The sequence below is a fragment of the Kribbella pratensis genome (assembly GCF_004365355.1).
Taxonomy (GTDB): domain Bacteria; phylum Actinomycetota; class Actinomycetes; order Propionibacteriales; family Kribbellaceae; genus Kribbella.
Genome location: NZ_SODP01000002.1, coordinates 553838 through 579651, shown reverse-complemented (window position 1 = coordinate 579651; position 25814 = coordinate 553838). Strand labels below are relative to the sequence as shown.

Below are 25814 nucleotides of genomic sequence, written 5' to 3'. Positions count from 1 at the left end.
CTGGGAACTTTCCGGCCCGCTTGAGCGTGGGTCGGATAACCCTGTGACAGTCGCGGGGGCACGCTGCGGGCGTGGCTTGGCACACCCGGCCCCGTACGATGGGGGACGCACGCCTTCCCGCTGGGTCGGCCGTGCCATGCGGCGTCGCCCGCTTCCAGGCAGCAGCAGCAAGGAGAGAACTCCCCACCATGAAGGTTGTCGACAAGGTCCTGCGGATCGGCGAGGGCAAGATCCTCCGCCAGCTCCAGGGCATCGCGAAGATGGTCAACTCCATCGAGGACGACTTCGTCGCCATGTCCGACGAGGAGCTGCGCGGCCAGACCGCCGACTTCAAGCAACGTCACGAGAACGGGGAGTCCCTCGACGCGCTGCTTCCGGAGGCCTTCGCGGTGGTCCGGGAGGCCGCGAAGCGGACCCTGCACCAGCGCCCGTACGACGTGCAGATCATGGGTGGCGCGGCGCTGCACCTGGGCAACATCGCCGAGATGAAGACCGGTGAGGGCAAGACCCTGGTCGGCACCCTCCCGACGTACCTGAACGCGCTGTCCGGCAAGGGCGTGCACGTCGTCACGGTGAACGACTACCTGGCCAAGTACCAGGCCGAGTGGATGGGCCGGGTGTACCACTTCCTCGGCCTCGACTACGGCGTGATCCTGCCCGAGATGTCCCCGGCCGAGCGCCGGATCGCCTACAGCAAGGACATCACCTACGGCACCAACAACGAGTTCGGCTTCGACTACCTGCGCGACAACATGGCGGGCAGCATCGAGGACTGCGTCCAGCGCGAGCACAACTACGCGATCGTGGACGAGGTGGACTCGATCCTGGTCGACGAGGCCCGGACCCCGCTGATCATCTCCGGCCCGGCCGAGGACTCCCAGCGCTGGTACGTCGAGATGGCCCGGATCGCGAACGTGCTGAAGGCCTGGACGCTGGCCGACGAGGCGGAGCTGAAGCGGACGAACCCGCGCGTCACCGACCTCGAGATCGACGAGACCAAGCGCCGGGTCGCCGACTACGACGTCGACGAGAAGAAGCGCACGGTGGCGATCCTCGAGCGCGGGATCGAGAAGGTCGAGGACCGGCTCGGCATCGACAACCTGTACGAGTCGGCCAACACCCCGCTGATCAGCTACCTGAACAACGCGCTGAAGGCCAAGGACCTGTTCCACCGGGACAAGGACTACGTGGTCGTCGGCAGCCCGGGCCAGGAAGAGGTCCTGATCGTCGACGAGCACACCGGCCGCACGCTGCACGGCCGGCGCTACAACGAGGGTCTCCACCAGGCGATCGAGGCCAAGGAAGGCGTCGAGATCAAGGAGGAGTACCAGACCCTCGCGACGATCACGCTGCAGAACTACTTCCGCCTGTACACCAAGCTGGCCGGCATGACCGGTACGGCGATGACCGAGGCGAACGAGTTCTCCAAGGTCTACAAGCTCGGCGTGGTCCCGATCCCGACCAACAAGCCGATGATCCGGGTCGAGGAGCGGGACCTGATCTACCGCACCGAGGACGCCAAGTTCGACGCGGTGGTCAAGGACATCGTCGAGGTGCACGCGACCGGACAGCCGATCCTGGTCGGCACCACCTCGGTGGAGAAGTCCGAGCGGCTGTCCCGGCAGCTGCTCAAGGAGAACATCCCGCACGAGGTGCTGAACGCGAAGCAGCACGCCCGTGAGGCCGCGATCGTCGCCGAGGCAGGCCGGAAGGGCGCGGTCACGGTGGCCACCAACATGGCCGGTCGTGGTACCGACATCATCCTCGGCGGCAACCCGGAGTTCCTGGCCGACAAGGAGCTGCGAGCCCGCGGCCTGGACCCGGCGGAGGACGCCGAGGAGTACGAGGCGGAGTACCCGAACCTCCTCGAGCAGTTCGAGAAGCAGGTGAAGGAGGAGCAGGAGGAGGTCCGCGCACTCGGCGGCCTCTATGTCCTCGGCACCGAGCGGCACGAGTCCCGCCGGATCGACAACCAGTTGCGCGGTCGCGCCGGCCGTCAGGGTGACCCGGGCAAGTCCCGGTTCTACTTGTCGCTGGAGGACGACCTGATGCGGCTGTTCAAGCGCGAGATGGTCGACTGGGCGATGTCGCGCAACAACGACGACACCCAGCCGCTGGAGAACAAGGTCGTCACCAAGGCGATCGCGTCGGCGCAGGCCCAGGTCGAGGCGCAGAACTTCGAGACGCGGAAGAACATCCTCAAGTACGACGACGTGATGAACCGCCAGCGCCACGTCGTGTACGACGAGCGCCGCCGCGTGCTCGAGGGCGCCGACATGCGCGACCAGGTGCAGGACATGCTCGAGGAGACCGTCACCGGGTACGTGCAGGGTGCGACCGCGGACGGGTTCGCCGAGGACTGGGACCTGGACGCGCTGTTCACCGCGATGCGGACGCTGTACCAGACCGAGCTGACCGAGGAAGACCTGATCGAGGAGGCCGGCGGCGAGAAGGCCGGCCTGACCCAGGACTTCCTGATCGAGCGGTTCATCGAGGACGCGACTGCGGCGTACGAGCGGCGCGAGGAGCTGCTCGGCGAGGAGGCGATGCGCGAGCTGGAGCGGCGCGTCGTGCTGAGCGTGCTGGACCGCAAGTGGCGCGAGCACCTGTACGAGATGGACTACCTGCGCGAGGGCATCGGCCTGCGCGCGATGGCGCAGCGCGACCCGCTGGTCGAGTACCAGCGCGAGGGTTACGACATGTTCGCGTCGATGATGGAATCGATCAAGGAAGAGTCGGTCGGCTTCATCTTCAACGTCGAGGTCGACATCGAGGCGATGCGGGCCGAGATGGAGCTGGCCTCCGAGGCGGCGCTGGCCGACGAGGACAACCTGGCCGGCCGCCGGATCGAGGACATCCTCACCCCGGGTGCGCCGGTCGCGGAGTTCCCCGGCCGGACCGAGGGCGGCGACGACGAGCGGCTCCAGGAGACGCCGCGGCCGCGGGACACGCCGCGTCTGCGCGCCAAGGGCCTGAGCACCGAGAGCCGCCCGCAGCGGCTGTCGTACTCCGCGCCGACCATCGACGGTGACGACGAGGTCGCGCGGCACGAGGACGCGGTCGAGGACGGCAAGCTCGAGTACGCCGGGACTCCGCGCAACGCGGCCTGCCCGTGCGGCTCCGGCAAGAAGTACAAGCGCTGCCACGGCGACCCGCAGTCGGACGTCTACAAGTTCTGAGCAGCACGTAACGAAAGGGCCGGTCCAGGCGGACCGGCCCTTTCGCTGTGCTCAGAGGGTTTTGAGGTCGACGGCGTCGGCCATCACCCGGTAGCCGGCCGCGTTGGGGTGCAGGTGGTCGCCGCTGTCGTACTTCGGCGCCAGCCGGGTCGGATCGGCCGGGTCGGCGAGAGCGCTCGCGAAGTCGGCGACGGCGTCGAACTCGCCGCTCGTGGTGATCCAGGCGTTGACCGCCGTCCGGAGCTGCGCGCTGTGGGCGGTGTAGACCGAGGCGCCGCGGAAGGGAGTCAGGGTCACTCCGACGACGCGGATGCCGCGGGAGTGCGCATCCTCGATCAGCGTGCGGTAGCCGGCGATGAGCTGCGCGGGAGTGATCGCCGGGTTCGGCGTCGTACAGGACGTCGCCGCGATCTCGGGGTACCCGAGGTCGTTGATGCCGATCAGGACCATCGCGGTCGTCGTACCGGGCTGGTCGAGTACGTCGCGGTGGAACCGGGCCAGACCCTTCTCGCCGTAGCAGGCGGAATCGGTCAGCAGCCGGTTGCCGCCAAGTCCGGCGTTGAGGACAGGCATCGGCCGGCCCGCGGCGGAAAGGCGCGCGGCCAGCAGGTCCGGGTACCGCGTACCTGGTGCGCTGGTGTAGCCGTTCGTGATCGAGTCCCCGAACGCAACCACCGAACCGCCGCCCGTTGGGGTCACGTCGACGCCGGCCAGGAAATACCAGCCTCCGCTTGTCTCCCGGTACGCCGTCCCGCTGGTCTCCATGAGCTTGTCGCCCGCCGCCCGGTACGACGCTCCCGTCGCGCCGAACTCGTGGAAGGTGGCCGGACCGGTCGCCCGGGCGAAGTACAGGGTGATCGCGAGCTGACTTCCGCTGGTCAGGCCGGACAGTGCCACGGCGTCGCCGACGACCTGACCGCCGGCCGGGATGCTGACCGACTCCGCGCCTCCGAACCGCACCGGGCGCACCGAGCCAGACACGACCGCCGCGCCCTTTGCTGCCTTGGCCACGGTCGCACCTGCCAGCTTGAGCGGCTGTACGCCGTACTGATTGCTGATCCTGATCCGTACGTCGGAACCACCCGAGCTCAGCCGGATCACCTGGCGCACCGACTGGTTGGCGAAACCCTGCTTGGACCAGTTCTGGTTCGCATTGGGCTGCTGTAGCGCGGTCATCCACGCAGTCCTCCACGCTGGTGCTGCCACAGGCGGTGTCTGTCGCGCCGTGGCCGGCACCAGCGACGTATGAGCTGCCACGACCAACAGGACAGCCAACGCTCCCGCGAGCGCGCACCAACTCCGCATCAACCGCACGTCAGGGTTCCTTTCGTCACTCTCACGATGCGCAGGGGCCCGCCGAGGTTGTGATGGGTGATGATGAGCACATGTGGCTGACGGAGAGGTTCGGGCTGTCCGTGCCGGTGGTCGGTGCGCCGATGGCGAATGTGAGTGGCGGCCGGCTGACCGCAGCGATCTCGGCGGCCGGTGGACTGGGGATGCTCGGCGCCGGCTCCGCGGTGACGGCTGACTGGATCCGGACCGAAGGCGCCATCGCCGCGGAGAGCGGGAAGCCGTACGGGATCGGGCTGATGGCGTGGTCGGTGCAGGAGCGCCCCGAACATCTCGAGGCCATGCTGGAACTGAAGCCCGCGCTGGTCTCGCTCAGCTTCGGCGACTACACGCCGTACGTCGGGACGCTGCAGGCCGCCGGGATCGTCGTCGCGACCCAGGCAGGGACGGTCGCGGATGCGCGCGCGGCGATCGATGCGGGCGTGGATGTGATCGTGGCCCGCGGCGCGGAGGCCGGCGGGCACGGGCGGAACGCGGTGGCGACGCTGCCGTTGCTGCAGGCAATCCTCGACCTGACGGACCTGCCCGTGCTCGCGGGCGGCGGGATCTCCGGAGCGCGCGGTCTGGCTGCTGTGATGGCGGCCGGTGCTGCTGGTGGCTGGATCGGGACCGCGTTCATCACCTGCGTCGAGGCGCAGACCAAGGAATCGGCGCGTCAGGCGATCATCGCGGCCGACGAGACGGCCACTGTCTACGGCACGGTCTTCGACGCGGCATCGCGGGCCGGATGGCCGGACGAGTTCGGCGGCCGGGCCCTGCGGAACGCGTACTTCGACAACTGGGAAGGCCGCGAGGACGAGTTGAAGTCGGACGACACCGGTCATGCCGAGTACGTGGACGGGTCGAAGACCGCCGACCCGGCCCGGGCATCCATCTACGCGGGCCAGGGCGTCGGGGCACTGACCGGTCAGCCGACCGCGGCCGAGGTGGTCGAGGAGTTCGCGACGTACCGCGACTACTTGAGGGCCGCCCTCAACGACGGGTCCAAGTAGTTGTTGTGAGCAACGACCAGATCGTTGCACAGGGCCCAGATCTGTTCGACCGGTAGCGTGCCGGCCGTCGCCGGGTCGACCATGACGGCCTGGCGGATCGCGCGGGGATCCTGGTCGATGGCGGCCTGGACGGTCAGCTCGGCGACGTTGAGGTACGAGCGGTTGAGCGCGGCGCACTGGGGTGGGAGATCGCCGACTGCGGTGGGTCGGACGCCCGTAGCGTCTACCAGGCTGGGGACCTCGACGGTGGCCCCGGACTGCAGATTGGTGATCAGGCCGGTGTTGGGGACGTTGGCGTAGACGGTGCGGGGGGTGCCGGTCACGATGCTGTGGATGATTTGCGGGGCGTACTCCATAGTCGGGTCGACAGTCAGCGGCTCGCCGGCCTTCAGGGCGCTGCGGGTCTGCTCGTAGGACGCGAGGTTCTCCGCGACGATCTCCAGGTAGGCGCCGATCGGCAGCCGCAGCCGGTCGACTTCCGAAGCATGGCCGAGATACCACGGCACGTACTCCGAGGAGTGTTCGCTCGTCTCCGTCGGATAGAACCCGAGCCGCCGGTACATGTCGACGCGCACGCGCCGCAGCAGCTCCGGGTCCGCGGCGATCGCCTCGTCCAACCGGTCGTACAGGTTCTCGGTGCCACGTTCGAACCGCAGTACCCAGGACTGGTGGTTCACGCCGGCAGCCAGGTAGGTGACGTCCTCGTACGGCACGCCGACCAGCTCGGACAGGCCGTGCATCGTCCAGTACACCGAGTGGCAGAGGCCGACGACGTTCCGCACGCCGAGGGCCTTCAGGAACCAGACGTTCATCACCATCGGGTTGGTGTAGTTCAGCAGCCACGCGTCCGGGCAGACGTCGGCGATGTCGGCCGCGAGCCCACGCAGGACCGGGAAGGTCCGCAGCGCGCGGAACACGCCGCCGACGCCGAGCGTGTCCCCGATCGTCTGCCGGATCCCGTACCGCGCGGGGATCTCGAAGTCGATCTTCGTCGCCTCGTTCATCCCGACCTGGACGATGTTGATCACGAAGTCCGCGTTCTCCAGGGCCGCGCGCCGTTCGAGGTGTGCGGTGATCTGCACCGGCCGGCCCTGAGCGAGGTACGACGCGGCCGCTGCCGCCGTGTCGAGCCGCTCCGGGTCGATGTCGTGCAGCGCGATGTGCAGCGGACCCAGGTCGAGGTCGAACAGGTCGGCCAGCAGACCCTGGGTGAACACGACGCTGCCCGCGCCGATGAAAGCAATCCTCGTCATGCTGTGGCTTCTTCCCAAGTCGGTTGAGCGGCGGTTCCGCCGGCGGCGCGGGTGGAGAGCGAACCGCAGGCGGCCGCGATCGCCAGGGCGCGGTCGGGTTTCATGCCGTTGAGTACGGCGGCCACCCAGCCGGCGTCGAAGCTGTCACCCGCGCCGACGGTGTCGACGGCCTCCACCTTGACCGCCGGTGCGGTGATGACCTTGGAACCGTTGTGGGCAAGAGCGCCTTCCGCGCCGTTCTTCACCACGACGAGCGGACCACGACGGGCCAGGATGCCGGCGGCGTCCACCACCGAGTGATGGCCGGTCAGCGCGAGGGCCTCGGCGGCGTTGGGGAGGAAGTAGTCGGTGACGCGCAGGATCGGATCGAGAACCATCCGGTCCCACTTGCCCGCCGGGTCGTCGTTCGGGTCGAGCGAGGTGGTCGCCTTGGCGGCCTTGGCCTCCTTGAAGATCCCCGCCAGCCCGACCGCCAACTCGGGCAGCAGATAGAACGAGCCCGCATGCACATGCCGCGCCGAGCGGACCATACGGTTTGGTATGTCGTCCGCCGTGACGGCCGGCAGGCAGCCGGTGGAGGTGAGGATGGCGCGATCGTCGCCCGACGTCAGGATGGTGGTGAGCGGGGTCGGGAGCGACGGGTCGGTCACCAGCGCGGACACGTCGACCCCGCGCTCGGCAAGCGCCGTACGGACGAATTCGCCGGCCGCGTCGTCACCGACCCGGCCCGCGAACGCGACGCGCAGTCCGAGCCGCGCTGCGCCGCACGCCATGATCGAAGCCGAGCCGCCGAGCACGAGCGAGCCGGAAGGAACCAGCCGTTCCTTCTGCCCGAAGAGGATCGGTTGCGCGACCGGCCCGACCACAACGTCAGGGTTCGCGTCACCGATCACGAGAAGGTCGAAAGTCATGGATCAGCCTTTGAGTCCGGTAGAGGCCAGAGAGCGGATGAACGCCTTCTGGGCCAGGAGGAAACCGAGCAGCACGGGCAGCACGGTGATGACGTTGCCGGCCATCACGGCCGCCCACTGGGTGTGATGCTGGCCCTGGAAGGTGGTCAGGCCGAGCTGCAGCGTGTACGTCGAGTCGCTGTTGATCGCGATCAGCGGCCAGGTCAGGTCGTTCCAGGTCGCGAGGAACGTCAGGACGGCGACGGTGCTCAGTGCCGGCCGCGCCAACGGGAGCACGATCGAGATCAGGATCCGCAGCCGGCCGCATCCGTCGATCCAGGCCGCTTCCTCGAGCTCGCGGGGGAGCGAGACGAAGAACTGCCGGAACAGGAAGACCGACAGCGGCGTGACCAGCGACGGCACGATCAGCGCGCCGAGCGTGTCGATCAGCCCGAGCTCCTTCATCACCAGGAACGTCGGGATCATCGTCAGCTGGAACGGGATCACCATCGTGGCCAGCATCAGCCCGAGCACGACCTTCGACCCGGCGAACCGGATCCGTGCGAACGCGTACCCGCCGAGCGAGCCGAGCACGAGGTTCGCCGTCACCGCGACCGCCGAGACGATGAACGAGTTCAGGAACCATCGCGGGAACAGCGCGTTCCCGAGCACGTACCGATATCCGCCGAGATTGATCCCGTGCGGCCACAGCGCCGGTGGGAACCGGTTGATCTCGGCGTTGCTCATCACCGAGCTCACCAGCAACCAGACCAGTGGCAAGGCAAACAGCAAGGCCAACGGCGCGAGGACGAAATGCCAAGCACTGAAGGGCAAACGTTTCATCGGGAGGCCACCCTTCGGCGGTAGACCTGCAGGACCACACCGACCACCAGCAACGCAACCGCCAGGGTGTACGCCGCTGCCGCGCTGTAGCCGGCTGTGAACGTCTTGAACGCCTTCTCCCAGATGAAGTAGACGATCACCGTCGTCGATCCGAGCGGCCCGCCCTTCGTGGTGACGAACACCAGATCGAACACCTGCAACGCGTTGATCGTCTGGAACAGCACCAGGAAGATCGTCACCGGCGTCAACGCTGGCAGCGTCACGTGCCGCAGTACACCCCACCGCCCGGCGCCGTCGATCCGCGCTGCCTCGACCAGCTCGCTCGAAACTCCTTGCAGGCCGGCCAGATAGACGATCACGCAGAACCCGGTCCCGCTCCACAACGAGATCGCGACCAGCAGATAGAGCGCCTGGCCCGGATCGCTGAAGAACCCTTGCGCCGGCAACCCGAGCTTATGCAGCACCGAGTTCGCGACGCCGAACTCCGGGTCGAGCACGAACGAGAACAGCACGCCCTGCGCCGCGGCTGACACCACGAACGGCACGAACACCAACGTCCGGTACAACCCGATGAACGCGATCTTCCGGTCGAGCGCGATCGCGATCGCCAACCCCGCGATCACACTGAGCGGCACATACAGAACCGTGTAGATCAGCGTATGCGAGACGGCCGATCCGAACGTCGGATCCTTCAGCAACGCCTTGTAGTTCGCCAACCCGACCCATTCGCTGGGCGACACCAGATCGTTGACCTGGAACGACAACAGCAACGACCACAACACCGGTACGACGCTGAGCCCGAGGATGATCACCACCGATGGACTGACGAACGCCCACCCGGTCGCACCCTCGGTCCGGGCCCGCCGTTTTGCGGCCGCCCGGCTCCGCGGGTCGACCGTGAAGGTGCCGACCACGCTGGCCATCAGCTCGGCACCGCCAGCACCTGGTTGCACTGGTCAACGGCCTGCTTCAGCGCATCCGCAGGGCTCTGCTTCCCCAGCAGTACGGCGGCAATCGCCTCGCCCATGTGCTGCGAGATCTGCGGGTACGTCGTGATCGTCGGCCGCACCTTCGCGGTGTCGAGCGCCTTGACGAACACGTCCAGCCCGTTCGTCTCGGCGGAGTGCTTCTTCCACTGCGGCAGCTCGGCGGTGGCCTTGGTGATCGGCAGGCTGCCACCCTTCATGTCCCACTGGATGTCCTGCGCAGGCTCGGCCAGCCAGGCGACGAACTCGGTGGCCGCCTTCACTTTCGCCTTGCCGTTGTCGAAGACTGTCCAGGTGTCCGGCCCCGAGATCGTCAACGGCTTCCCGGAGTACGACGGCAGCGGTACGACGCCGTAGTCGAGACCGTTGTCCTTCAGCTCCGGGAGCTGCCAGGGGCCGGTGGCAACCATTCCCATCCGTCCGCCGAGGAAGACCTGGTACAGCTGCTCGCTGCCGGGCTTGGGGTCGACGTACAGCGACTTGTCGGTGCGCAATCGATCCAGCGTCTGAAGGGCTTGAGCGCCGACCGAGTCGAACCCGACCTTCTTCCCGTCGCCGCTGACGACGTCGCCGCCGAGGTCCCAGATCATCGGCCAGATCCGCCAGACGGTGTCCTCGTCGCCGACGCCCGGCCAGCCGGTGCCGAAGATGCCCTTCGCCGGGTTCGTCAGTTGCTTCGAGGTGGCGACGAAGTCGTCCCAGGTCCAGCCGTCCTTCGGCGCCGGTATGCCGGCCGCGGCGAACAGTTTCTTGTTGTAGACCACGCAGAGCGAGTCGAGCAGGGCCGGCGCGGCCCGGACCTTGCCCTTCACGCTGACCGCGTCCTTCGCGGCCGGCCAGTAGTCGTCGATCTTCAGGGCGCCGGTCAGGTCGGCGACCTTCGGGCTCTTGGTCAGGCTGGCGAGGTCCGATCCGAAGATGTACGCGATGTCCGGGTAGGACCCCGCCGCCAGACCCGCGGTGACCTTCTGCAGCATGCTGTCCGCGGTGACCCCGCCCCCGCCGCCGACCACCTTGATCTTCGGGTGACTGCTGTTGAACGCGGTGATCAAGGAATCGATCGCGGCCTTACCGGTGTCGACCTGACCGTGCCAGAGGTCGAGCGTGACGACACCGTTGGCATCGGCGCCTTCGTCGTCGTTCTTGCCGCACGCGGCAAGAGATCCCGCGACGGTTGCGGCGGCCGCGGCCCGGAGGACGTCGCGGCGGGACAGAGTTCGAGCATGCATGAGGGTCTCCAGAGCGATGGAGGAGGGATTCAGCAGGTCTTGCGGACGTATCCGGAGTCACCCGGAGTCGAGACGTCGACGTCGCGCTGCACGATCGTCAACGTCCCGCCGTACTGCGAGCAGGCCGTGGACCGGCCGCTGTCGGTGTACTCGATCACGATCACGTTGTTGCCAAAGGCATCGACGTAGTCGCCGCACTCGTTGTACTGGCCGCATTCCTCGGCGACCGCGAAGTCCAGGCCGACCGCCTGCCGGGATCCGGCCAGCTCGACCGTGTTCTTCTGCGCGATGGCCAGGTTCTTGGAGTGCGCGTGGGTGGCGAGCAGCGTCAGGTACGCCTTCGCGTTGGCAGCGGTGAGCAGCTTCTTCGAGCGTGTGTAGCTGTCGTAGTTGTCCGGCTCGATCGCCTTGTACCCCTTGGCCGCGCAGCCGTCGATCCAGCCGTTCACCTTGGCCGCGATCCGGTTCCGTTTGTCCGCCGTACGGACGTCGAGCAGCGGTTCGCCCCAATCCTGGTCGATGACGAGCCTGCCCTTGGCGTCGCGGAGCAGCAGGTCGGAGTCCCACTGCCCTTGTTCGCCGGGCTGGACCTGGAAGGCGTTGACGTAGCAGATGTTGTAGAGACCGGCTGCCGGTGCGGCGGTCCGGTCGCGGGTGACCACCTGGACGCCGGCGGGCGGCGTGTAGGCCCCGCCGATCTGGTAGTCGAACTTGGCGTGCGTCGGCGGCAGGGTGACGGCCGCGTCGGCGGAGGTGCGGGTGAGGACGGTTCCTGTGACTGCCAGGGCCGGCGTCAACATGGCCGCGACTCCGGCGAGGAGGCGGCGAGAGAGTCTGGACACGATTTGCTCCATCGGTCCCGGGGACGCGACCCCGCCTCGGGCCTCACCTGAACCCTGGCGCCGGAAAACCGGACTTCAGGCCTCGGCCTGCTACCGGCTGGGTGCGTCGCTGCCGAACAAGTTAAGCGACGGGACGACCCTGCGGTCAAGGGGAAACTTGCAAACAAGTGCGCGAATTCCCGCTGATAGCGCGGCACTGCGCATGGCAGGGGCCGATCATCGTCACTTCCGCCGCCTGCGCCCAACTCTTGACGGATGGATTTAAACCGGTTTAAGTTCTGTTTAAACCGGTTTAAACGGAGGATCGAGTGAGCAAGCGACCGACGATCGCGGATGTGGCCCGGCGGGCCGGGGTGTCCAAGGGCTCGGTGTCGTTCGCGCTCAACGGGCGGCCCGGGCTCGCGCAGGCGACCGTCGACAAGATCCTCGCGGCCGCCGACGAGCTCGGCTGGCGGCCGAGCAACCGGGCCCGTTCGCTGTCGGTCTCGAAGGCGTTCGCGCTCGGCCTGGTCATCACCCGGGACCCGGCCGTGCTGTCGTCGGACCCGTTCTTCCCGGCGTTCATCGCCGGGGTCGAGAGCGTTCTGTCCACACGTGGTCAGGCGCTGGTTCTGCAGGTCGTCATGGCCGGCGAGTCCGAGCAGGACGGGTACCGGCGGCTCGCGCGGGACGGGCGGGTCGACGGGGTGTTCCTGTCCGACCTGCGGCACGACGATCCGCGGATCGATCTGCTCGTCGAGCTCGGTCTTCCTGCGGTCACGCTGAACCGGCCGGACGGCGAGTCGCCGTTCCCAGCGGTCATCCTGGACGACCGGCCCGGGACCCGGGCCGTCGTCGAGCACCTGATCGAGCTCGGTCACACCCGGATCGCCCAGGTCGCCGGTCCGCCCGCCTTCGTACACGCGACCGCCCGCACCACCGCCTTCGTCGAGACCCTGGCCGCGGCCGGGCTCGAGCCGTTGACCGAGACCGGTGACTTCACCGCCGCGGGCGGGATCGAGGCCACGCGCCGGCTGCTCGCGCTCCCGAAGCCGCCGACCGCGATCTTCTATGCCAACGACCGGATGGCGATCGCCGGTCTCGGCGCCGCCCAGGCGTCTGGTCTGACCGTTCCCGACGACCTGAGCATCGCCGGGTTCGACGACAGCGAGCTCGCCGAGTACGTCCATCCCGGCCTGACCACCGTCCGCGCCGACCCGTTCGCCTTCGGCGAGGCGGCGGCCCTGACGCTCAACCAGCTCGTCGACGGTGCGGCCGACGTACCCGACACCGAGCTCCCGCCCGCGCAGCTCATCGTCCGCGGCTCTACCGCATCCCCCGCGGTGTAGTCCCCCCGTGTAGTTCCCTGGAGGAAACATGAAGTTGCAAGCTGGACTGCTGGCCGTTGTCCTGGCCGGCTCGCTCGTCGCCTGTGGCGACAGTGGCGGCGGCTCTGGTGACGCCGACGCCGCGGCCAAGGCGCGTGGCCCGATCACGATCTGGTATTCGAACAACGCCGAGGAAGTGGCGTGGGGTAAGCAGATGGTCGCGGCTTGGAACGCGCAGCATGCGGATCAGAAGATCACCGCGCAGGAGATCCCGACCGGGAAGAGTTCCGAGGAGGTCATCGGGGCGGCGATCACGGCCGGGAATGCGCCGTGTCTGATCTTCAACACCTCGCCGGCGTCGGTGTCGCAGTTCCAGAAGCAGGGCGGTCTGGTGCCGCTGGACTCCTTCCCGGACGGCAAGTCGTATATCGAGGACCGGTCGGGGGATGTGGCGCAGCAGTACAAGTCGACGGACGGTAAGTATTACCAGCTGCCCTGGAAGTCGAACCCGGTGATGATCTTCTACAACAAGAAGGCCTTCGCCAAGGCCGGCATCACCACCCCCGCGCTCAGCACCTACGACGACTTCCTGGCGACGTCGCGCAAGGTGGTGGCAGCGAAGGCGGCCAAGGTCGCGATCTACCCGGCGCCGAGCAACGAGTTCTACCAGTCGTGGTTCGACTTCTATCCGTTGTATGCGGCCGAGACCGGCGGCAAGCAGCTGATCGAGAACGGCAAGTCGACGTTCGCCTCCGACGAGGGCAAGAAGGTCGCGCAGTTCTGGCGGACGATGTACCAGGACAAGCTCGCTTCGCCGGAGAAGTACACCGGGGATGCGTTCGTGGACGGCACGTCGGCGATGGCCGTGGTGGGTCCGTGGGCGATCGCGACCTACAAGGGCAAGGTCGACTGGGGTGTCGTCCCGGTCCCGACCTCGTCCGGTAAGCCGGCCTCGGAGATTCACACGTTCTCCGATGCGAAGAACGTGGCGATGTATTCGGCGTGCAAGAACCGTGGCACGGCGTGGGATGTGTTGAAGTTCGCGACCAGCAAGGACCAGGACGGCAAGTTCCTGGCCGCGACCGGGCAGATGCCGCTGCGCAAGGACGTGGCGACGACGTATGCGGACTATTTCGCGAAGAACCCGGACTACAAGGTGTTCGCCGACCAGGCCTCGCGCACAGTCGAGGTGCCGAACGTGGCGAACTCGATCACGATCTGGCAGACCTTCCGCGACGCCTACTCCAAGTCGGTCATCTTCGGGCAGCAAGACGTCGGCCAGGCCCTCGACGAGGCCGCGCAGAAGGTCGATCAGCTCGTCAAACAGTCATGAGGCGCGGACCGCTCACCCGAGTGATGGGTGAGCATCCGGTCGGGACTGCGTTCGTCACGCCGTACGTGGTGTTCCTGGCCGCGGTGTTCGCCTATCCGCTCGGGTTCGCCGTCTACATGTCGTTCCATGACTACTTCTTCGCTGCACCCGGGGCGGTGGTGGATCGTCCGTTCGTGGGGTTCGAGAACTACGTGACGGTGTTGACGGACCCCGCGGTCCAGCGGTCGTTCGTCAACGTGGTGATCTTCTTGGTGATCAACGTCCCGCTCACCGTCGTACTGTCACTGGGACTGGCCAACGCGCTCAACGCCGCGATCCGCTGGCGCACGTTCTTCCGCGTCTCCTACTACGTCCCCTACGTGACCGCGAGCGTCGCGGTCGTCGGCGTGTGGCTGTTCTTGTTCAACTCCAACGGCCTGGTCAACTCCATCCTCGGACCCCTCGCCCCCGACCCGTCCTGGCTGGTCAACTCCAAGCTCGCGATGCCCACCATCGCCATCTACGTCACCTGGAAACAACTCGGCTTCTTCATCCTGCTCTACCTCGCCGCGCTGCAGAACGTCTCCAAAGACCTGTACGAAGCCGCCGAGATGGACGGCGCGGGGCGGTGGAAGTCGTTCCTCAACGTGACTGTGCCGGGCGTCCGGCCGGCGACCACTCTGGTGGTTCTGGTGGCGACGGTGACTGGGGCGAACCTGTTCACCGAGCCGTATCTGTTGACCGGAGGCGGCGGACCGGACGGAGCATCGGCCTCGCCGGTGCTGATCATGTACCAGCGCGGGATCGAGCAAGGCCATCCCGACGTCGGCGCGGCGATCGGCGTGTTGCTGGTGATCGGCGTACTGCTGGTCGCGCTGATCGAGCGGCGGTTTGTGGGGAGGGAGGAGGACTGATGAAGGTCAAGTTCGTCGCGCTGCTGCTCGGCGCTTTCGTGTTCCTGTTTCCCTTCTACTACATGCTGATCGGCTCGTTGCAGGCCGAGCCGGATCCGTCGGTCAGCGGTGCGTTCCCGAAACCCGGGAACCTGACGCTGCACAACTACACCGAGATCAACAAGTCGATCCACCTCGGCCGGTCGCTGATCAACTCCGGCATCTTCACCGGCGGCGTGATCCTCGGGACCCTGGTCTTCGGCGTGCTGGCCGGCTACGCCCTGGCGCGGTTGCAGTTCCGCGGCCGCGGGCTGGTGTTCAACCTGATGCTGCTCATCCAGGTCGTGCCGTTCCAGTTGCTGACGATCCCGTTGTATGTGCTGATCGTGCGCAGCTACGGGCTCGCCGACTCCTACTCCGGGATGATCCTGCCGTTCCTGATCAACTCCACCGCGGTGTTCGTGTTCCGCCAGTACTTCCTGCAACTACCGGCCGAGTTGTTCGACGCCGCCCGCATCGACGGAGCCTCCGAGCTGAGCATCCTGTGGCGCATCGCCGTACCGCTCGTGCGGCCGGCGCTGCTGACCGGCGTGCTGCTCACCTTCATCGGACCGTGGAACGAGTTCTTGTGGCCGTTCCTGATCACCAAACAACAAGACCTGCAACCACTAGCCGTCTCGCTGTCCAACTACCTGACCACCGTCTCCGCACGCGCCGCCAACCCGTTCGGCGCCGTGCTGGCCGGGGCCTGCGTGCTGGCCGCACCGGCGGTCACCCTGTTCATCATCTTCCAGCGCCGGTTCATCTCGACGAACCTGTCGTCCGGCGTCAAGGGCTAACTCCTACAGCGCTAACTCCTACAGTGCCAATTCTTGAAGGGCTTCTCGTGACTGTTCCCTACACGCTGACTCGGGTCGGCGTACTGATGACCGCCGAGCCGGGCAACGAGCTCGAGGCCGAGGGCGTGCTGAACCCGGCGACCGGGCACACCCCGGACGGTACGCTCTACCTGCTGCCGCGCCTGGTTGCTAACGGCAACATCTCTCGCGTCGGCCTGGCCCGCGTCGAGCTTAAGGACGGCGTGCCGGTAGGTGTCGAGCGCGAGGGCGTGGTCCTCGCGCCGGACGAGGGCTGGGAGCGAGGCAAGAACAACGCAGGCGTGGAGGACCCCCGCGTCACCTTCGTCCCGTCCCTCGGCCTCCATGTAATGACGTACGTCGCTTACGGCCCGCTCGGCCCGAAGCCGGCGCTCGCGGTGTCAGAGGATCTGCGCGCGTGGCGTCGGCTGGGTCCACTGCACTTCGAGTACCAGCCCGACCTCGACACCGACCTCAACCTGTTCCCGAACAAGGACACGGTCTTCTTCCCGGAGCCCGTGCCCGGCCCGGACGGCGAACCGTCGTACGCGATGCTGCACCGGCCGATGTGGGACCTCGGCTGGTTCCGCGAGGGCGAAGGCGTTCACCTGCCGGCCGGTGTGACCGACGACCGGCCAGGCATCTGGGTCTCGTTCGTGCCCGTGTCAGCCGTCGAGGCCGACGTGCGGAACCTCGTTCATCTGCGCAATCACCGACTGGTCGCGATGTCGGAGTACCCCTTCGAGGAGCTCAAGATCGGCGCCGGACCGGCGCCGCTGCGGATCCCCGAGGGCTGGCTCGTGATCCATCACGGCGTCACCGGCGAGCAGCCGGAGGGCTTCGACCCGACGACTCAGAAGGTCTGCTACGCCGCCGGCGCGCTCATCCTCGACGCGGAGGACGTCACCCGCGTCATCGCTCGGACCACCGAACCCCTCATGGTCCCCGAGACCGACGAGGAGAAGATCGGCACGGTCGGCAACGTCGTCTTCCCGACTGCGATCGAGCAGGTCAACGGCACCCAGTACGTCTTCTACGGCATGGCCGACGCCGCCATCGGTGTGGCCAGATTGGACCGCCTGCCATGAAACCGACCCGCCGCACCGTCATCGGCGGAGCCCTCGCAGTAGCCGCCGCGTCAACCGTCACCCTTCCCGCCTTGGCGTCCAGCCGGCTGTCCAACCTCGCGCACCTCGACTTCCTCCGCGCGTCGGTGACGCCTCCGGCCGCCCCCGGTCACACCACCTTCGGCAGCGGTCCGGTCGGCGTGCTCTGGACGTACGCCGACCGCCAGGCGGACGGCTCGTACAAACGCATCGGCGGCGGCACCTACGACGCCGCGACGAACACCTACGGCCAAGGTGCCTACAACGCCGACGACATCGCCCGTGCCGCGGTGGTCTACCTGCGTCACTGGAAGCAGTTCCACTCTGACGCTTCGCTGGAGACCGCCCGCGGGCTGCTTCGCAGTCTCACGTTCCTGCAGTCACCCAACGGCAACGTCGTCCTGTGGATGCAGCCCGACGGCACGCTCAACCCGAGCGCCGATCCCGTCGAGCTCCCGGACCCGTCCGACTCCGGCCCGTCCTACTGGCTGGCTCGCACGGTCTGGGCGTTGGGGGAGGGGTACGCCGTCTTCCGCACAACTGACCGCGGGTTCGCGAGGTTCCTCCGCGACCGTCTCGAACTCGCGATCGCCGCACTCGAGCGTCAGGTACTGGTCCGCTACGGCCAGTACAACGTGGTCGACGGCCGCCGTCTCCCCGCCTGGCTGATCGTCAACGGTGCGGACGCGACAAGCGAAGCGGTGCTCGGGCTCTCGGCGTACGTCGAAGCCGGCGGCTCAGCCTCCGCTCGCCGGGCGCTGACCCGCTTCGCCGAGGGCATTGCTGCGATGGCGGCCGGGTCGACGCGCGAGTGGCCGTTCCGTGCGCTGATGCCGTGGGGCGAGTCGATCTCCGACTGGCACGCGTGGGGCGCCCAGATGCCCTCCGCCCTCGCGGTCGCGGCTCAAGCTCTCGACGCACCCGAGCTTCGCGCCGCTGCGATGGGCGACACCGCGGGCTTCACCCCACTCCTGATGACTGCCGGCGGTCCTGACAACGGCTGGCTTCCGACGCCGATCGATCGCACCCAGATCGCGTACGGCGTCGATGCCCGCCTGCAAGGCTTGCTGTCCGTCGGGCTCAAGCAGGTCGCGGCCTTCGTCGCCGCGTGGTACTTCGGCGCCAACCGCGCCGGCCAGCCGATGTACGACGCGACCACCGGGCGCACGTACGACGGCATCTCCGGCGACGGCACGATCAACCGCAACTCCGGTGCCGAGTCGAGCATCCACGGCCAGCTGTCGATGCTCGCCCTCGACGCCCACCCGGACGTCGCCCGCCTGACGGGCACCCCGTCGTACGACGGCCTGCAGATCGTCGAGGCCGAATCCGGCACCGGCGGTCAGGTCGTCACACCACCCTCGGCCTGGACCGGCGAATCCCAATGGAGCAACGGCTCCTACCTCTCCCTCGACGGTACGGCGACCTGGACCGTGCCGGCGTCATCGCAACAGCGACTGGTCCTCCCGGTCGTCAACCTCGTCGACACCCCTACTCCCGCTCGCACGACCTGGACTTCTGGGGTTAGGACACTTGGCACTCTGACGCACGTCTGCGGGCCGCAAGGCATCTCCGCCGCACCCGGCGCGTTGCTGCCGCTGACGCTCGCCAACCCACTTCCGGCCGGTGCCACCACCGTCACCGCGAAGGCGCAAGGCACGGCTCAGCTGGATGCGCTGCTCCTTCTGCCGACCGTCAGCAGTCTGCGGATCGGGGATGCTGTGTTGCTGGCCAGTGTGGATACGCATGCTCGCGTGATGAGTGTGCCGGGGAAGCGTTCCTACACCTACGACGCGTCCGGAAGGTTGGTTGCCCGAGGCAACGCTTCGCGGGCGCTCGTCGTACCCGGCGGCTTTACCGTCGTGCTCGGCTGAGCGCCTCGGCACACCAGTCGGCGACGTACATCAGCGCCTGACCGCGTTGGTGGAACAGATGCCGGCCGTCGACCTGGCGGTGGTAGGCGTTGTGGGCGGGGTCGGACGCGCGGCCGAGCAGACCCGGCAGCAGCCACGCGTACTTGACCCCGGACGCCATCACCGCCAGCCGCACGTCATCCGAATCACCGCGCCAACCGGCCTCGTGCAGACCGTCGAGGTAGTTGGCGATGCATGTCTCGGCCAGCTCGGGCAGGCGTTCGACCGGCCAGAACATGTCGAACACCGCGTCGGGGATGTAGTTGCCGATGTCCTCGCCGAGCGCGCCGTCACCGGTGAACGCCCAGTCGAACAGCGCGAGCTCACCGCTCGGTCGCTGGATCACGTTGGAGACCCAGAAGTCGAGGTGACAGGTGGCGCGGGGGAGGCTCGCGACGAGGTCGAGGAGTGCGTCGCGCTGAACCATCAGCCGAGTCCAGGCTTCGCGCAGCTGGCCGGGCCACGTCTCGCGGATGAGCGGCTGCTGCCAGGCGGCGTCGTCGGTCAGCAAGTGCCAGGGCACCTCGCGGGTCGTCGAGTAGTCGCGCAGAAATCCTCTGGACATCCACGGCCGTTCGGACAAAGGCTGCGCCTGCCACCGCCCGAAGGCTCGCGTGAGTGCCGCGTGCTCGGCGAGGCTGAACTGGGTGCCCGATGTCCCGCCGATGTCTTCCATCAGGAGTACGGCGCCGTCCGGCCACTCCTCCACCTGCGCCTCGGGCAGCACGAGCCCGGCGTCCGCGAGCCGGCCGCGCAGCTCGTCGTCCTGGTACACCTCGAGCTCACGCCGCCAGTAGTTCCAGTGGCGCGGGTCGGTCGACGCGGCCCACGGGCCGGTGGTGTCCGATGGGCTCTGGAGCTGCTTGCGTACGGCGGTGCGGCCGTCGGCGTACGTGATGCGCTCTACGGTCGCCGTCACCGCGTTAAGCGGGTTGTGGCGCAGAGTCGCCGTACCGACTTCCGGGTGACCGGTCATGAGAAGCAATGCTGACATGCGGGCGTGGCTCAGCCCAGCAGCGTCTTAGGTGGTAGACCGGTCAGTGCTTTGACGTCGCGGGTGAAGTGCGCCTGGTCGGCGTACCCGGTGAGCGTGGCGACGTCGGCGAGAGCCAGGCCGGTGCGTGCGTGGTCGAGGGCAACGTTCATCCAGAGCACCCGGTCGAGCATCTTCGGTCCGTAACCGAACGCGTCCAGGCAGCGTCGGTGCAGTTGTCGCTCACTCAACCCGATCGTCGCTGCCAACTTGGAGACACCGGCGCTGCCGCGGAGCAGCCCGCCGCGGACATTGCGCAGTACGTAACTGATCAGCCGGTCCGGCGGTTCGTCGACGAGCTTGGCGACCTCGACATCGAGCGCCACGGCCGGGTCGGGTGACGATCTGATCCGGTCCAGGAGTTGTCTGCTCCGGGTCGGGGACCACAGGTCCGCCAGGGGGACCCGCTCGTTCAGCAGCTCGCGAGCCGGTACGCCGAGGAAGCCCGGCGCGGCACCCGGCGCGAACCTGATCCCGGCGTACCGCGTCCCGCGTGGGGCACTGCCTGTCCACGCATGACTGTCCGGCCCGGCGACGATCAGGTCACCGTCGATCAACAGCACATCCATGCAGCCGTCGGGCAGGATCCGGTACTCCCCACCCTCGGCCGTCCGCGTCCACAGGTCGGCCCCCGGGACGCGCGCAGCACGCTCCCGATACGGCTCGACCGCGACTGTCATACCGCCAGTCTGCTACGCGCCGCCGACAGTTTCTTGCTGAGTTCCTGCTGAGCTCTTGGTCAGTGCGGGAGCACGACGTCGAGGACCGGTACGTCGACCGGGAGGTACTTGACCAGGGCAACGTTCTCGCGGATCAGCTCGTCGCGCAGCGCCGTACCCGTGCGGCGGTCGATCACGGTCCGCCAGATCTCGTTCCGCCGGAAATAGTCGGCGCCGACCCGGAGGAACCGCTCGTTCTTCGCGAACACCCGGTACGACGACTCGGCCGGCACGTCGGCGAGGATCTCGCCCTCGAGGTAGCGCTCGCCGACATCGACGTGCAGCTGGAACGTCTGGTCGGTGTCGTTGCGGAACTGCAGGTCCACGTAGTTGTAGACGATGCTGCAACCCACGCCCCACGGCAGCACGCGGCCGTTGTCCGGGAACGGGTCGAAGCTGTGCGTCGACCGCTGCGTCACGGTCAGCGGCGAGTGCAGCACCATCCAGTGCAGGAGGTTGGCGAGCTGGCAGATGCCACCGCCGATACCCGGCCGCGCCTGGCCGTTCGACAGCCGCATGCCCTTCACGTAACCCTTGCGCCGGGTCGCGTTGCCGACCAGCTTGTTGAAGGAGAACGTCTCACCCGGACGGATCAGCAGCCCGTCGACCTGTGCGCAGGCAAGCTTCAGGTTGGTCACCTTGTTGTGCTGCATCCACATCTCGGTCTCACCGAGCTGGCGCAGCAACAGCGACTTGTGCCGCTTGATCCTGATGGGCAGATCGGTTGCCGCGCGCGTTCCGGCGTACGGCGTGCTGGACCTGATCCACTCGAGCCGCTTGAGCACACGGTGATACCGCACCGCCAGGGGGTAGAGCAGCGGCACCCGCTCGCTCCACCGGCGATGGTTCACCGCGGGCAGCACCCGGGCCCGCTCCGCGTCGCTCAGCTCATGCACCGCGACCCGCCACGGCGTACCCGGCGTCACCCCAGTCGACTCCGGCGCCTGCAGCGGTGTGGCGATCGTGGTCTCGGACATCATTCCCCCGAACGAGTCGGCCGGCCCCGCGGCCGACCTCGGTTACCGTACGCCGCCGCGGATCCATTCAGATGACAGCAACCGCTCGATCCGATTGCGCTCGATATGACGCCGGACGACACCCAGGAGTTCGGATCCCAGCCGATCTCGAGCGCGGTACAGACCCAGCGGTTACGCGTTTTCAGCCGATCTCGAGCGCGGTGCAGACCCAGCGGTTGCGCCGGATCTCCATCCGCAGCGCGATCGCCCGCGACCGGTCGCCCCGACGTACATGCGCCGCCACCTCCGCGATCGACGGCTCCGGCATGAACACCCGCACCGACTGCACCGCGCTCTTCCCCTTCGCGCCGCGAGTCATCGCGGTCGTATTCAACCCGAGCAGCCGAACCCGCCGATTCAACTCCATGAACACCTCGTCGTCGGTATACCGCACCAGTTGCGAAATCGGCCGATCCCCTGCCAGCACCTCAGCCACAGCCTGAGCCAACCGCCCACCCCAAGCCCGAGCCTCCGGCACCCGAACCCCAACCCCACCGGACCGAGCAGCTTCACCCTGCCGAGCAACCTCACCGGGTCGACCAACCTCACTGGACCGGGCGGCGTCGGCGGGCCGAGCGACATCGCTGGACCGAGCAATCTCACCGGGCCGGGCGACCGCGCGTGGCCCGGCGACCTCCGTAGATCGGGCAACCTCACTGGATCGGGCAAGCTCGCTGGACCGAGCAACCTCGCCGGGCTGAGCAACCTGACCGTGCCGACCAACCTCACCGGACCGCGCGGAGTCGGCGGCCCGGACGACCTCGCTGGTCCGAGCGATCTCACCGGTTCGGGCGATCTCACCGGACCCGGCGGGCTGACTGGGTCGTGCGACCTCGTCGGGGCGAGCAACCTCACCGGGGCGGGCGACCGCGCTAGGCCCGGCGATCCTGCTTGCCCCGGCGACTTCGCTGGGCTCGGCAACCTGGCTGAACCGGGCGGCCTCGCTGGGTCGAGCACCCTCGCTCGGCGTGCCGACTTCGCTGGACGTGCTGACCTGGCTGAGCCTGGCAACCTCACTGGGCCTGGCGACTTTGCTGGGCCCGGTGGGCTTCGTGGCGTGCGGCGGCTGAGCCCCGTCAGGTTGCCCAGCCGCCTGCTTGTCGGCCGGCACGACCGTGAGTTTGCGGGCCTGCGGCTGGCGGGTTGTGAGGGCCGCGATGCTCGACGACCGCCGCAGTGCGTCCGTGACGCCGAGCCGGGTGATCGCCTGCAACCGCAGCGCCAGCGCGCCATCCGACAGCTCACCGGCGTACCGGGCCGTCGCAGGGACGACATGCTCGCCACGCACCGACCGCAGCCGCGGCCGCGCAACAGAGGCGAGCACATCCGGGGTCGCGGTGCGTTCGTTCGCCGCGGAAGTCGGGTTGGTGACGGCCATGAGAGCCTCCATCGGTTCCGGTGCTGAGGTCGCGTTCGTTGTGGCGCGGTTCGGGGACTGGCTCATGTCACGGCTCCTGATGGGTGGGCGGGAGGTGGCCGGTGGACGCGGGCGGCACGCGGAGTACCTGCCCAGGAAGAATCAGGTCGGGGTCCTCACCGATGACCTGCCGATTCACGGCGTACCAATCCGGCCACCGCGCGGCGATCGCTTCATCCGTGGCGCCAGGCCCCAGCTCCCGAGCGGCGAGACCCCACAGCGAGTCCCCTTCACGTACGACGACCCGCACAGCCCCACCAGCTCGCACCGCGGTGTACCGAGTAGGAGCCCCATCAGTAGGCCGATCCGGCACCCCCACCCGCATCCGCCCACTCACAGCCGCCCGACCAGACCCCTTGCTCCCGGGCTCCACCCCAACATGCAGTCCCGATGCCGGCTCGGTAACTCGCCAGCTGTCGGTGGAGTCCTGGTCAGACTGGCTGGAGCCCTGCTGGCCCTTGGCCGACTCCTGCTGCGCCTGCGCGGAGCCCGGGTGCGCCGCGGCGGTCCTCGCCGCGTCACCGCCACCGATCCGCAACTCCGAGGCCGGCTCGGTAGCTCGCCAGGTGTCAGTGGAGTCCCGGTCGGACTGGCTGGAGCCCTGCTGGCCCTTGGCCGACTCCTGCTGCGCCTGCGCGGAGCCCGGCTGCGCCGCGGCGGTCCTCGCCGCGTCACCGCCACCGATCCGCAACTCCGAGGCCGGCTCGGTAGCTCGCCACGTGTCGGTGGAGTCCTGGCCGGACTGGCCGGAGCCGTGCTGGGCCTTGGTGGAGCCCGGCTGCGCCGCGGCTGTCCTCGCGGTGTCGGCGCCACCGATCTGCAGCCCCGAGGCCGGCTCGGTCGAGGCCCAGGTGCTGGTGGAGTCCCGCTGAGATTTGGCCGACTCCCGCAGGGGCTTGGCCGACTCCTGGTGGGACTGGGCCGAGCCCGGCTGGGCCGCGGCTGTCCTCGGCGCGTCGGCGCCACCGATCTGCAGATTGGAGGCGGCCTCCGTCGAGCCCCACGTGCTGGTGGAGTCCTGCTGGGATTGCGCGAAGGGCTGCTGGGCCGCGGTTGTCCTGTTGGCGTCGGCACCGCCGACCTGCAGGTCCGAGGTGGGCTCGGTGGCTCGCGAGGCGCTGGTGAGGTCCTGGCGGGACTGGGCGGAGCCCGCCTCGGTTGCGGTTGTCTTCGGCACGTCGGCGCGGCCGATCTGCAACTCCGAGGCCGGCTCCGTCGATCGCCAGGTGCTGACGGACTCCTGCTCGGACTTAGCCGACGACTGCTGGGACCTGGTGGCCTGCTCGGCAGTGGCGGGCCCGTTTGTGTCGGCACCGCCGATCTGCAGGTTCGAGACCGGCTCCCTCGAGCGCCAGGAGTCGGTGGAGTCCTGCTGTGTCGCGGCTGTCCGGTGGGCCTCGGCGCCGCCGAGATGGAGGGTGGGGCGGGGGTTGGTGGGGCGCCAGTTGGAGTCGGTGAGGTGGATGGTGGAGGGGGGCTCGGTCTGGTTCCACTGGAGGACGTGGGAGCTGGGGCCGGGGGTGGCCTGGGCCGCGCCGACGGTGAGGGGCGTGACGGCGGCTACGCCGAGACCGGAGCGCAGTAGGGCCCGCGCTGTCTTCGTGGTGATCCGTCCGGCAACCGCACCTGCGAGCGCCCCGACTACGCCGGGGATCTGCTCGAGGACCGTCGTCACGACCGCGAGCACCAGCCACACGTACGCGATCCATGCGACTGTCCCGACCGCGAGCACGGTCAGCGAGTCCAGGTCGTACGTCCGCGCGCCGCTGATCGACCCGGCGGTCACCCACCGCAGCAGCAGGCCGACACCGACCAGCGCCAGCACGGCGAGGATGCCTTTCAGTGCCCGGATCATCGCGTTCATCCCGCTTCGCTCCCGACCTATGAGTTTGCTTTAGTTTGCTTTGGCTTGACCACTATAGACCGGTTCTACGCCTACTTTGCAAGTCCTTAACTCACGCAGCGTCGGATTCCCATGCGGAGGGTGACGGCCGACCAACGCGACAGCACCCTGGGACCGGTAGGTTCGCGGTCATGCGGTGGGATGCGTTGTTCGCGGACCTGGAGTCGCAGTTCGAGGCGCTCCAGGACACAGATCTGTACGGCGAGGTGGCCGACAGGATCCGCACCGAGGTCGGGAAGATCACCGTCCTCGACCGGCTCCGCGGCGCGGTGAACACCGTCGTACGCGTCGAACTGAACGACGCCGAGCCCATCCGCGGCATGCTCAGCCGGGTCGGGAAGGACTGCCTGCTGCTCGAGACCGAGCGCTACGAGGAGTGGCTGATCCCGGTCACCGCACTCGTCGCCGTACACCGATTGGGCCCCTGGGCCGAGCCAGCCGGCCCCGTCGAGGGCAAGCTCGGGCTCGCGCATCTGCTCCGGGGAATCGCCCGTGACCGCTCGCCGGTCACGCTGTTCTGCAGCGGCGGCGGCCCCGTCACCGGCACCATCGACCGCGTCGGCGCAGACTTCCTAGAACTCGCCGAGCACCCCCTCGACGCCCCGCGCCGCCGCTCAGAGGTCTACAACGTCCGCCTAGTCCCCACCCAATCCCTCCGAGCCCTCCGCCGCCGCTGACCGCCGCCGCTGACCGCCGCCGCTGACCGCCGCCGCTGACCGCCGCCGCTGACCGCCGCCGCTGACCGCCGCCGCTGACCGCCGCCGCTGACCGCCG

At 68.2% G+C, this 25814-nt stretch carries 21 protein-coding genes; 9 read left to right on the top strand and 12 right to left on the bottom strand.

The window, feature by feature from the left end:
- Positions 1–188: 188 nt before the first annotated feature.
- Positions 189–3179, top strand: a complete 2991-nt coding sequence (secA, locus tag EV653_RS19360; RefSeq protein WP_134105147.1) for a preprotein translocase subunit SecA — start codon at positions 189–191, stop codon at positions 3177–3179.
- Between the two features lie 51 nt (positions 3180–3230).
- Here the strand turns inward: secA and EV653_RS19355 are convergent, their stop codons facing one another.
- Positions 3231–4355, bottom strand: coding sequence for an SGNH/GDSL hydrolase family protein (locus EV653_RS19355; protein ID WP_202871746.1), 1125 nt, complete (start codon positions 4353–4355; stop codon positions 3231–3233).
- A gap of 209 nt (positions 4356–4564) precedes the next feature.
- Between EV653_RS19355 and EV653_RS19350 the strand changes: the two genes are divergently transcribed.
- Entirely contained in the window at positions 4565–5521 is a 957-nt protein-coding gene (locus EV653_RS19350; protein WP_134105146.1) for an NAD(P)H-dependent flavin oxidoreductase, read from the top strand.
- Here the strand turns inward: EV653_RS19350 and EV653_RS19345 are convergent.
- From EV653_RS19345 to EV653_RS19320, 6 genes are read right to left on the bottom strand one after another with little or no spacing between them, the layout of a single operon-like run.
- Positions 5485–6774, bottom strand: a complete 1290-nt coding sequence (locus EV653_RS19345; protein WP_134105145.1) for an alpha-glucosidase/alpha-galactosidase — start codon at positions 6772–6774, stop codon at positions 5485–5487. The genes EV653_RS19350 and EV653_RS19345 overlap by 37 nt on opposite strands.
- Positions 6771–7685 (bottom strand): carbohydrate kinase family protein, encoded by a 915-nt coding sequence (locus EV653_RS19340; protein ID WP_134105144.1) that lies wholly within the window; start codon positions 7683–7685, stop codon positions 6771–6773. Before EV653_RS19340 ends, EV653_RS19345 begins: the two co-directional genes overlap by 4 nt.
- A gap of 3 nt (positions 7686–7688) precedes the next feature.
- Complete coding sequence (locus tag EV653_RS19335; RefSeq protein ID WP_134105143.1) at positions 7689–8507, bottom strand: carbohydrate ABC transporter permease; 819 nt, start codon at positions 8505–8507, stop codon at positions 7689–7691.
- Entirely contained in the window at positions 8504–9430 is a 927-nt protein-coding gene (locus EV653_RS19330; RefSeq protein ID WP_134105142.1) for a carbohydrate ABC transporter permease, read from the bottom strand. The genes EV653_RS19335 and EV653_RS19330 overlap by 4 nt, the downstream gene beginning before the upstream one ends.
- The gene (locus EV653_RS19325) at positions 9430–10722 is read right to left on the bottom strand and encodes an ABC transporter substrate-binding protein (protein ID WP_134105141.1); all 1293 of its coding nucleotides are present in this window, start codon (positions 10720–10722) and stop codon (positions 9430–9432) included. Before EV653_RS19325 ends, EV653_RS19330 begins: the two co-directional genes overlap by 1 nt.
- Before the next feature lie 29 nt (positions 10723–10751).
- Positions 10752–11564, bottom strand: a complete 813-nt coding sequence (locus EV653_RS19320) for an endo alpha-1,4 polygalactosaminidase (RefSeq protein WP_238159892.1) — start codon at positions 11562–11564, stop codon at positions 10752–10754.
- 308 nt (positions 11565–11872) lie between these two features.
- Here EV653_RS19320 and EV653_RS19315 point away from each other — a divergent pair, with 308 nt between their 5' ends.
- Genes EV653_RS19315 through EV653_RS19290 form a run of 6 tightly spaced genes read left to right on the top strand, consistent with a single transcriptional unit; the run spans position 11873 to position 18913 of the window.
- Positions 11873–12892, top strand: coding sequence for a LacI family DNA-binding transcriptional regulator (locus EV653_RS19315; RefSeq protein ID WP_134105139.1), 1020 nt, complete (start codon positions 11873–11875; stop codon positions 12890–12892).
- 28 nt (positions 12893–12920) lie between these two features.
- On the top strand, positions 12921–14204 hold the full coding sequence (locus tag EV653_RS19310; RefSeq protein WP_134105138.1) for an extracellular solute-binding protein: 1284 nt from the start codon (positions 12921–12923) through the stop codon (positions 14202–14204).
- Entirely contained in the window at positions 14201–15097 is an 897-nt protein-coding gene (locus tag EV653_RS19305) for a carbohydrate ABC transporter permease (RefSeq protein ID WP_134105137.1), read from the top strand. The genes EV653_RS19310 and EV653_RS19305 overlap by 4 nt, the downstream gene beginning before the upstream one ends.
- A complete protein-coding gene (locus EV653_RS19300) occupies positions 15097–15915 on the top strand; it encodes a carbohydrate ABC transporter permease (protein WP_134105136.1) in 819 nt (272 codons plus the stop codon). Before EV653_RS19305 ends, EV653_RS19300 begins: the two co-directional genes overlap by 1 nt.
- A 47-nt stretch (positions 15916–15962) precedes the next feature.
- Entirely contained in the window at positions 15963–17021 is a 1059-nt protein-coding gene (locus EV653_RS19295) for a glycoside hydrolase family 130 protein (RefSeq protein WP_238159891.1), read from the top strand.
- Positions 17018–18913 (top strand): hypothetical protein, encoded by a 1896-nt coding sequence (locus tag EV653_RS19290; protein WP_134105135.1) that lies wholly within the window; start codon positions 17018–17020, stop codon positions 18911–18913. Before EV653_RS19295 ends, EV653_RS19290 begins: the two co-directional genes overlap by 4 nt.
- On the opposite strand, the gene EV653_RS19285 is transcribed toward EV653_RS19290, so the two are convergent.
- The 5 genes from EV653_RS19285 to EV653_RS42595 all read right to left on the bottom strand — a co-directional run bounded on the left by EV653_RS19285 (position 18894) and on the right by EV653_RS42595 (position 25001).
- Entirely contained in the window at positions 18894–19928 is a 1035-nt protein-coding gene (locus tag EV653_RS19285; RefSeq protein ID WP_134105134.1) for an aminoglycoside phosphotransferase, read from the bottom strand. The genes EV653_RS19290 and EV653_RS19285 overlap by 20 nt on opposite strands.
- Before the next feature lie 29 nt (positions 19929–19957).
- Positions 19958–20665: a helix-turn-helix domain-containing protein gene (locus EV653_RS19280; protein ID WP_238159890.1), complete on the bottom strand. Its 708-nt coding sequence runs from the start codon at positions 20663–20665 to the stop codon at positions 19958–19960.
- Between the two features lie 59 nt (positions 20666–20724).
- Positions 20725–21681 (bottom strand): VanW family protein, encoded by a 957-nt coding sequence (locus tag EV653_RS19275; RefSeq protein ID WP_134105133.1) that lies wholly within the window; start codon positions 21679–21681, stop codon positions 20725–20727.
- 181 nt (positions 21682–21862) lie between these two features.
- Positions 21863–23164, bottom strand: coding sequence for an Rv3235 family protein (locus EV653_RS19270; RefSeq protein WP_134105132.1), 1302 nt, complete (start codon positions 23162–23164; stop codon positions 21863–21865).
- 1 nt (position 23165) lies between these two features.
- Positions 23166–25001: a hypothetical protein gene (locus EV653_RS42595; RefSeq protein WP_134105131.1), complete on the bottom strand. Its 1836-nt coding sequence runs from the start codon at positions 24999–25001 to the stop codon at positions 23166–23168.
- A gap of 170 nt (positions 25002–25171) precedes the next feature.
- Between EV653_RS42595 and EV653_RS19260 the strand changes: the two genes are divergently transcribed.
- The gene (locus tag EV653_RS19260; RefSeq protein WP_134105130.1) at positions 25172–25717 is read left to right on the top strand and encodes a hypothetical protein; all 546 of its coding nucleotides are present in this window, start codon (positions 25172–25174) and stop codon (positions 25715–25717) included.
- The last annotated feature ends 97 nt before the right edge of the window (positions 25718–25814 follow it).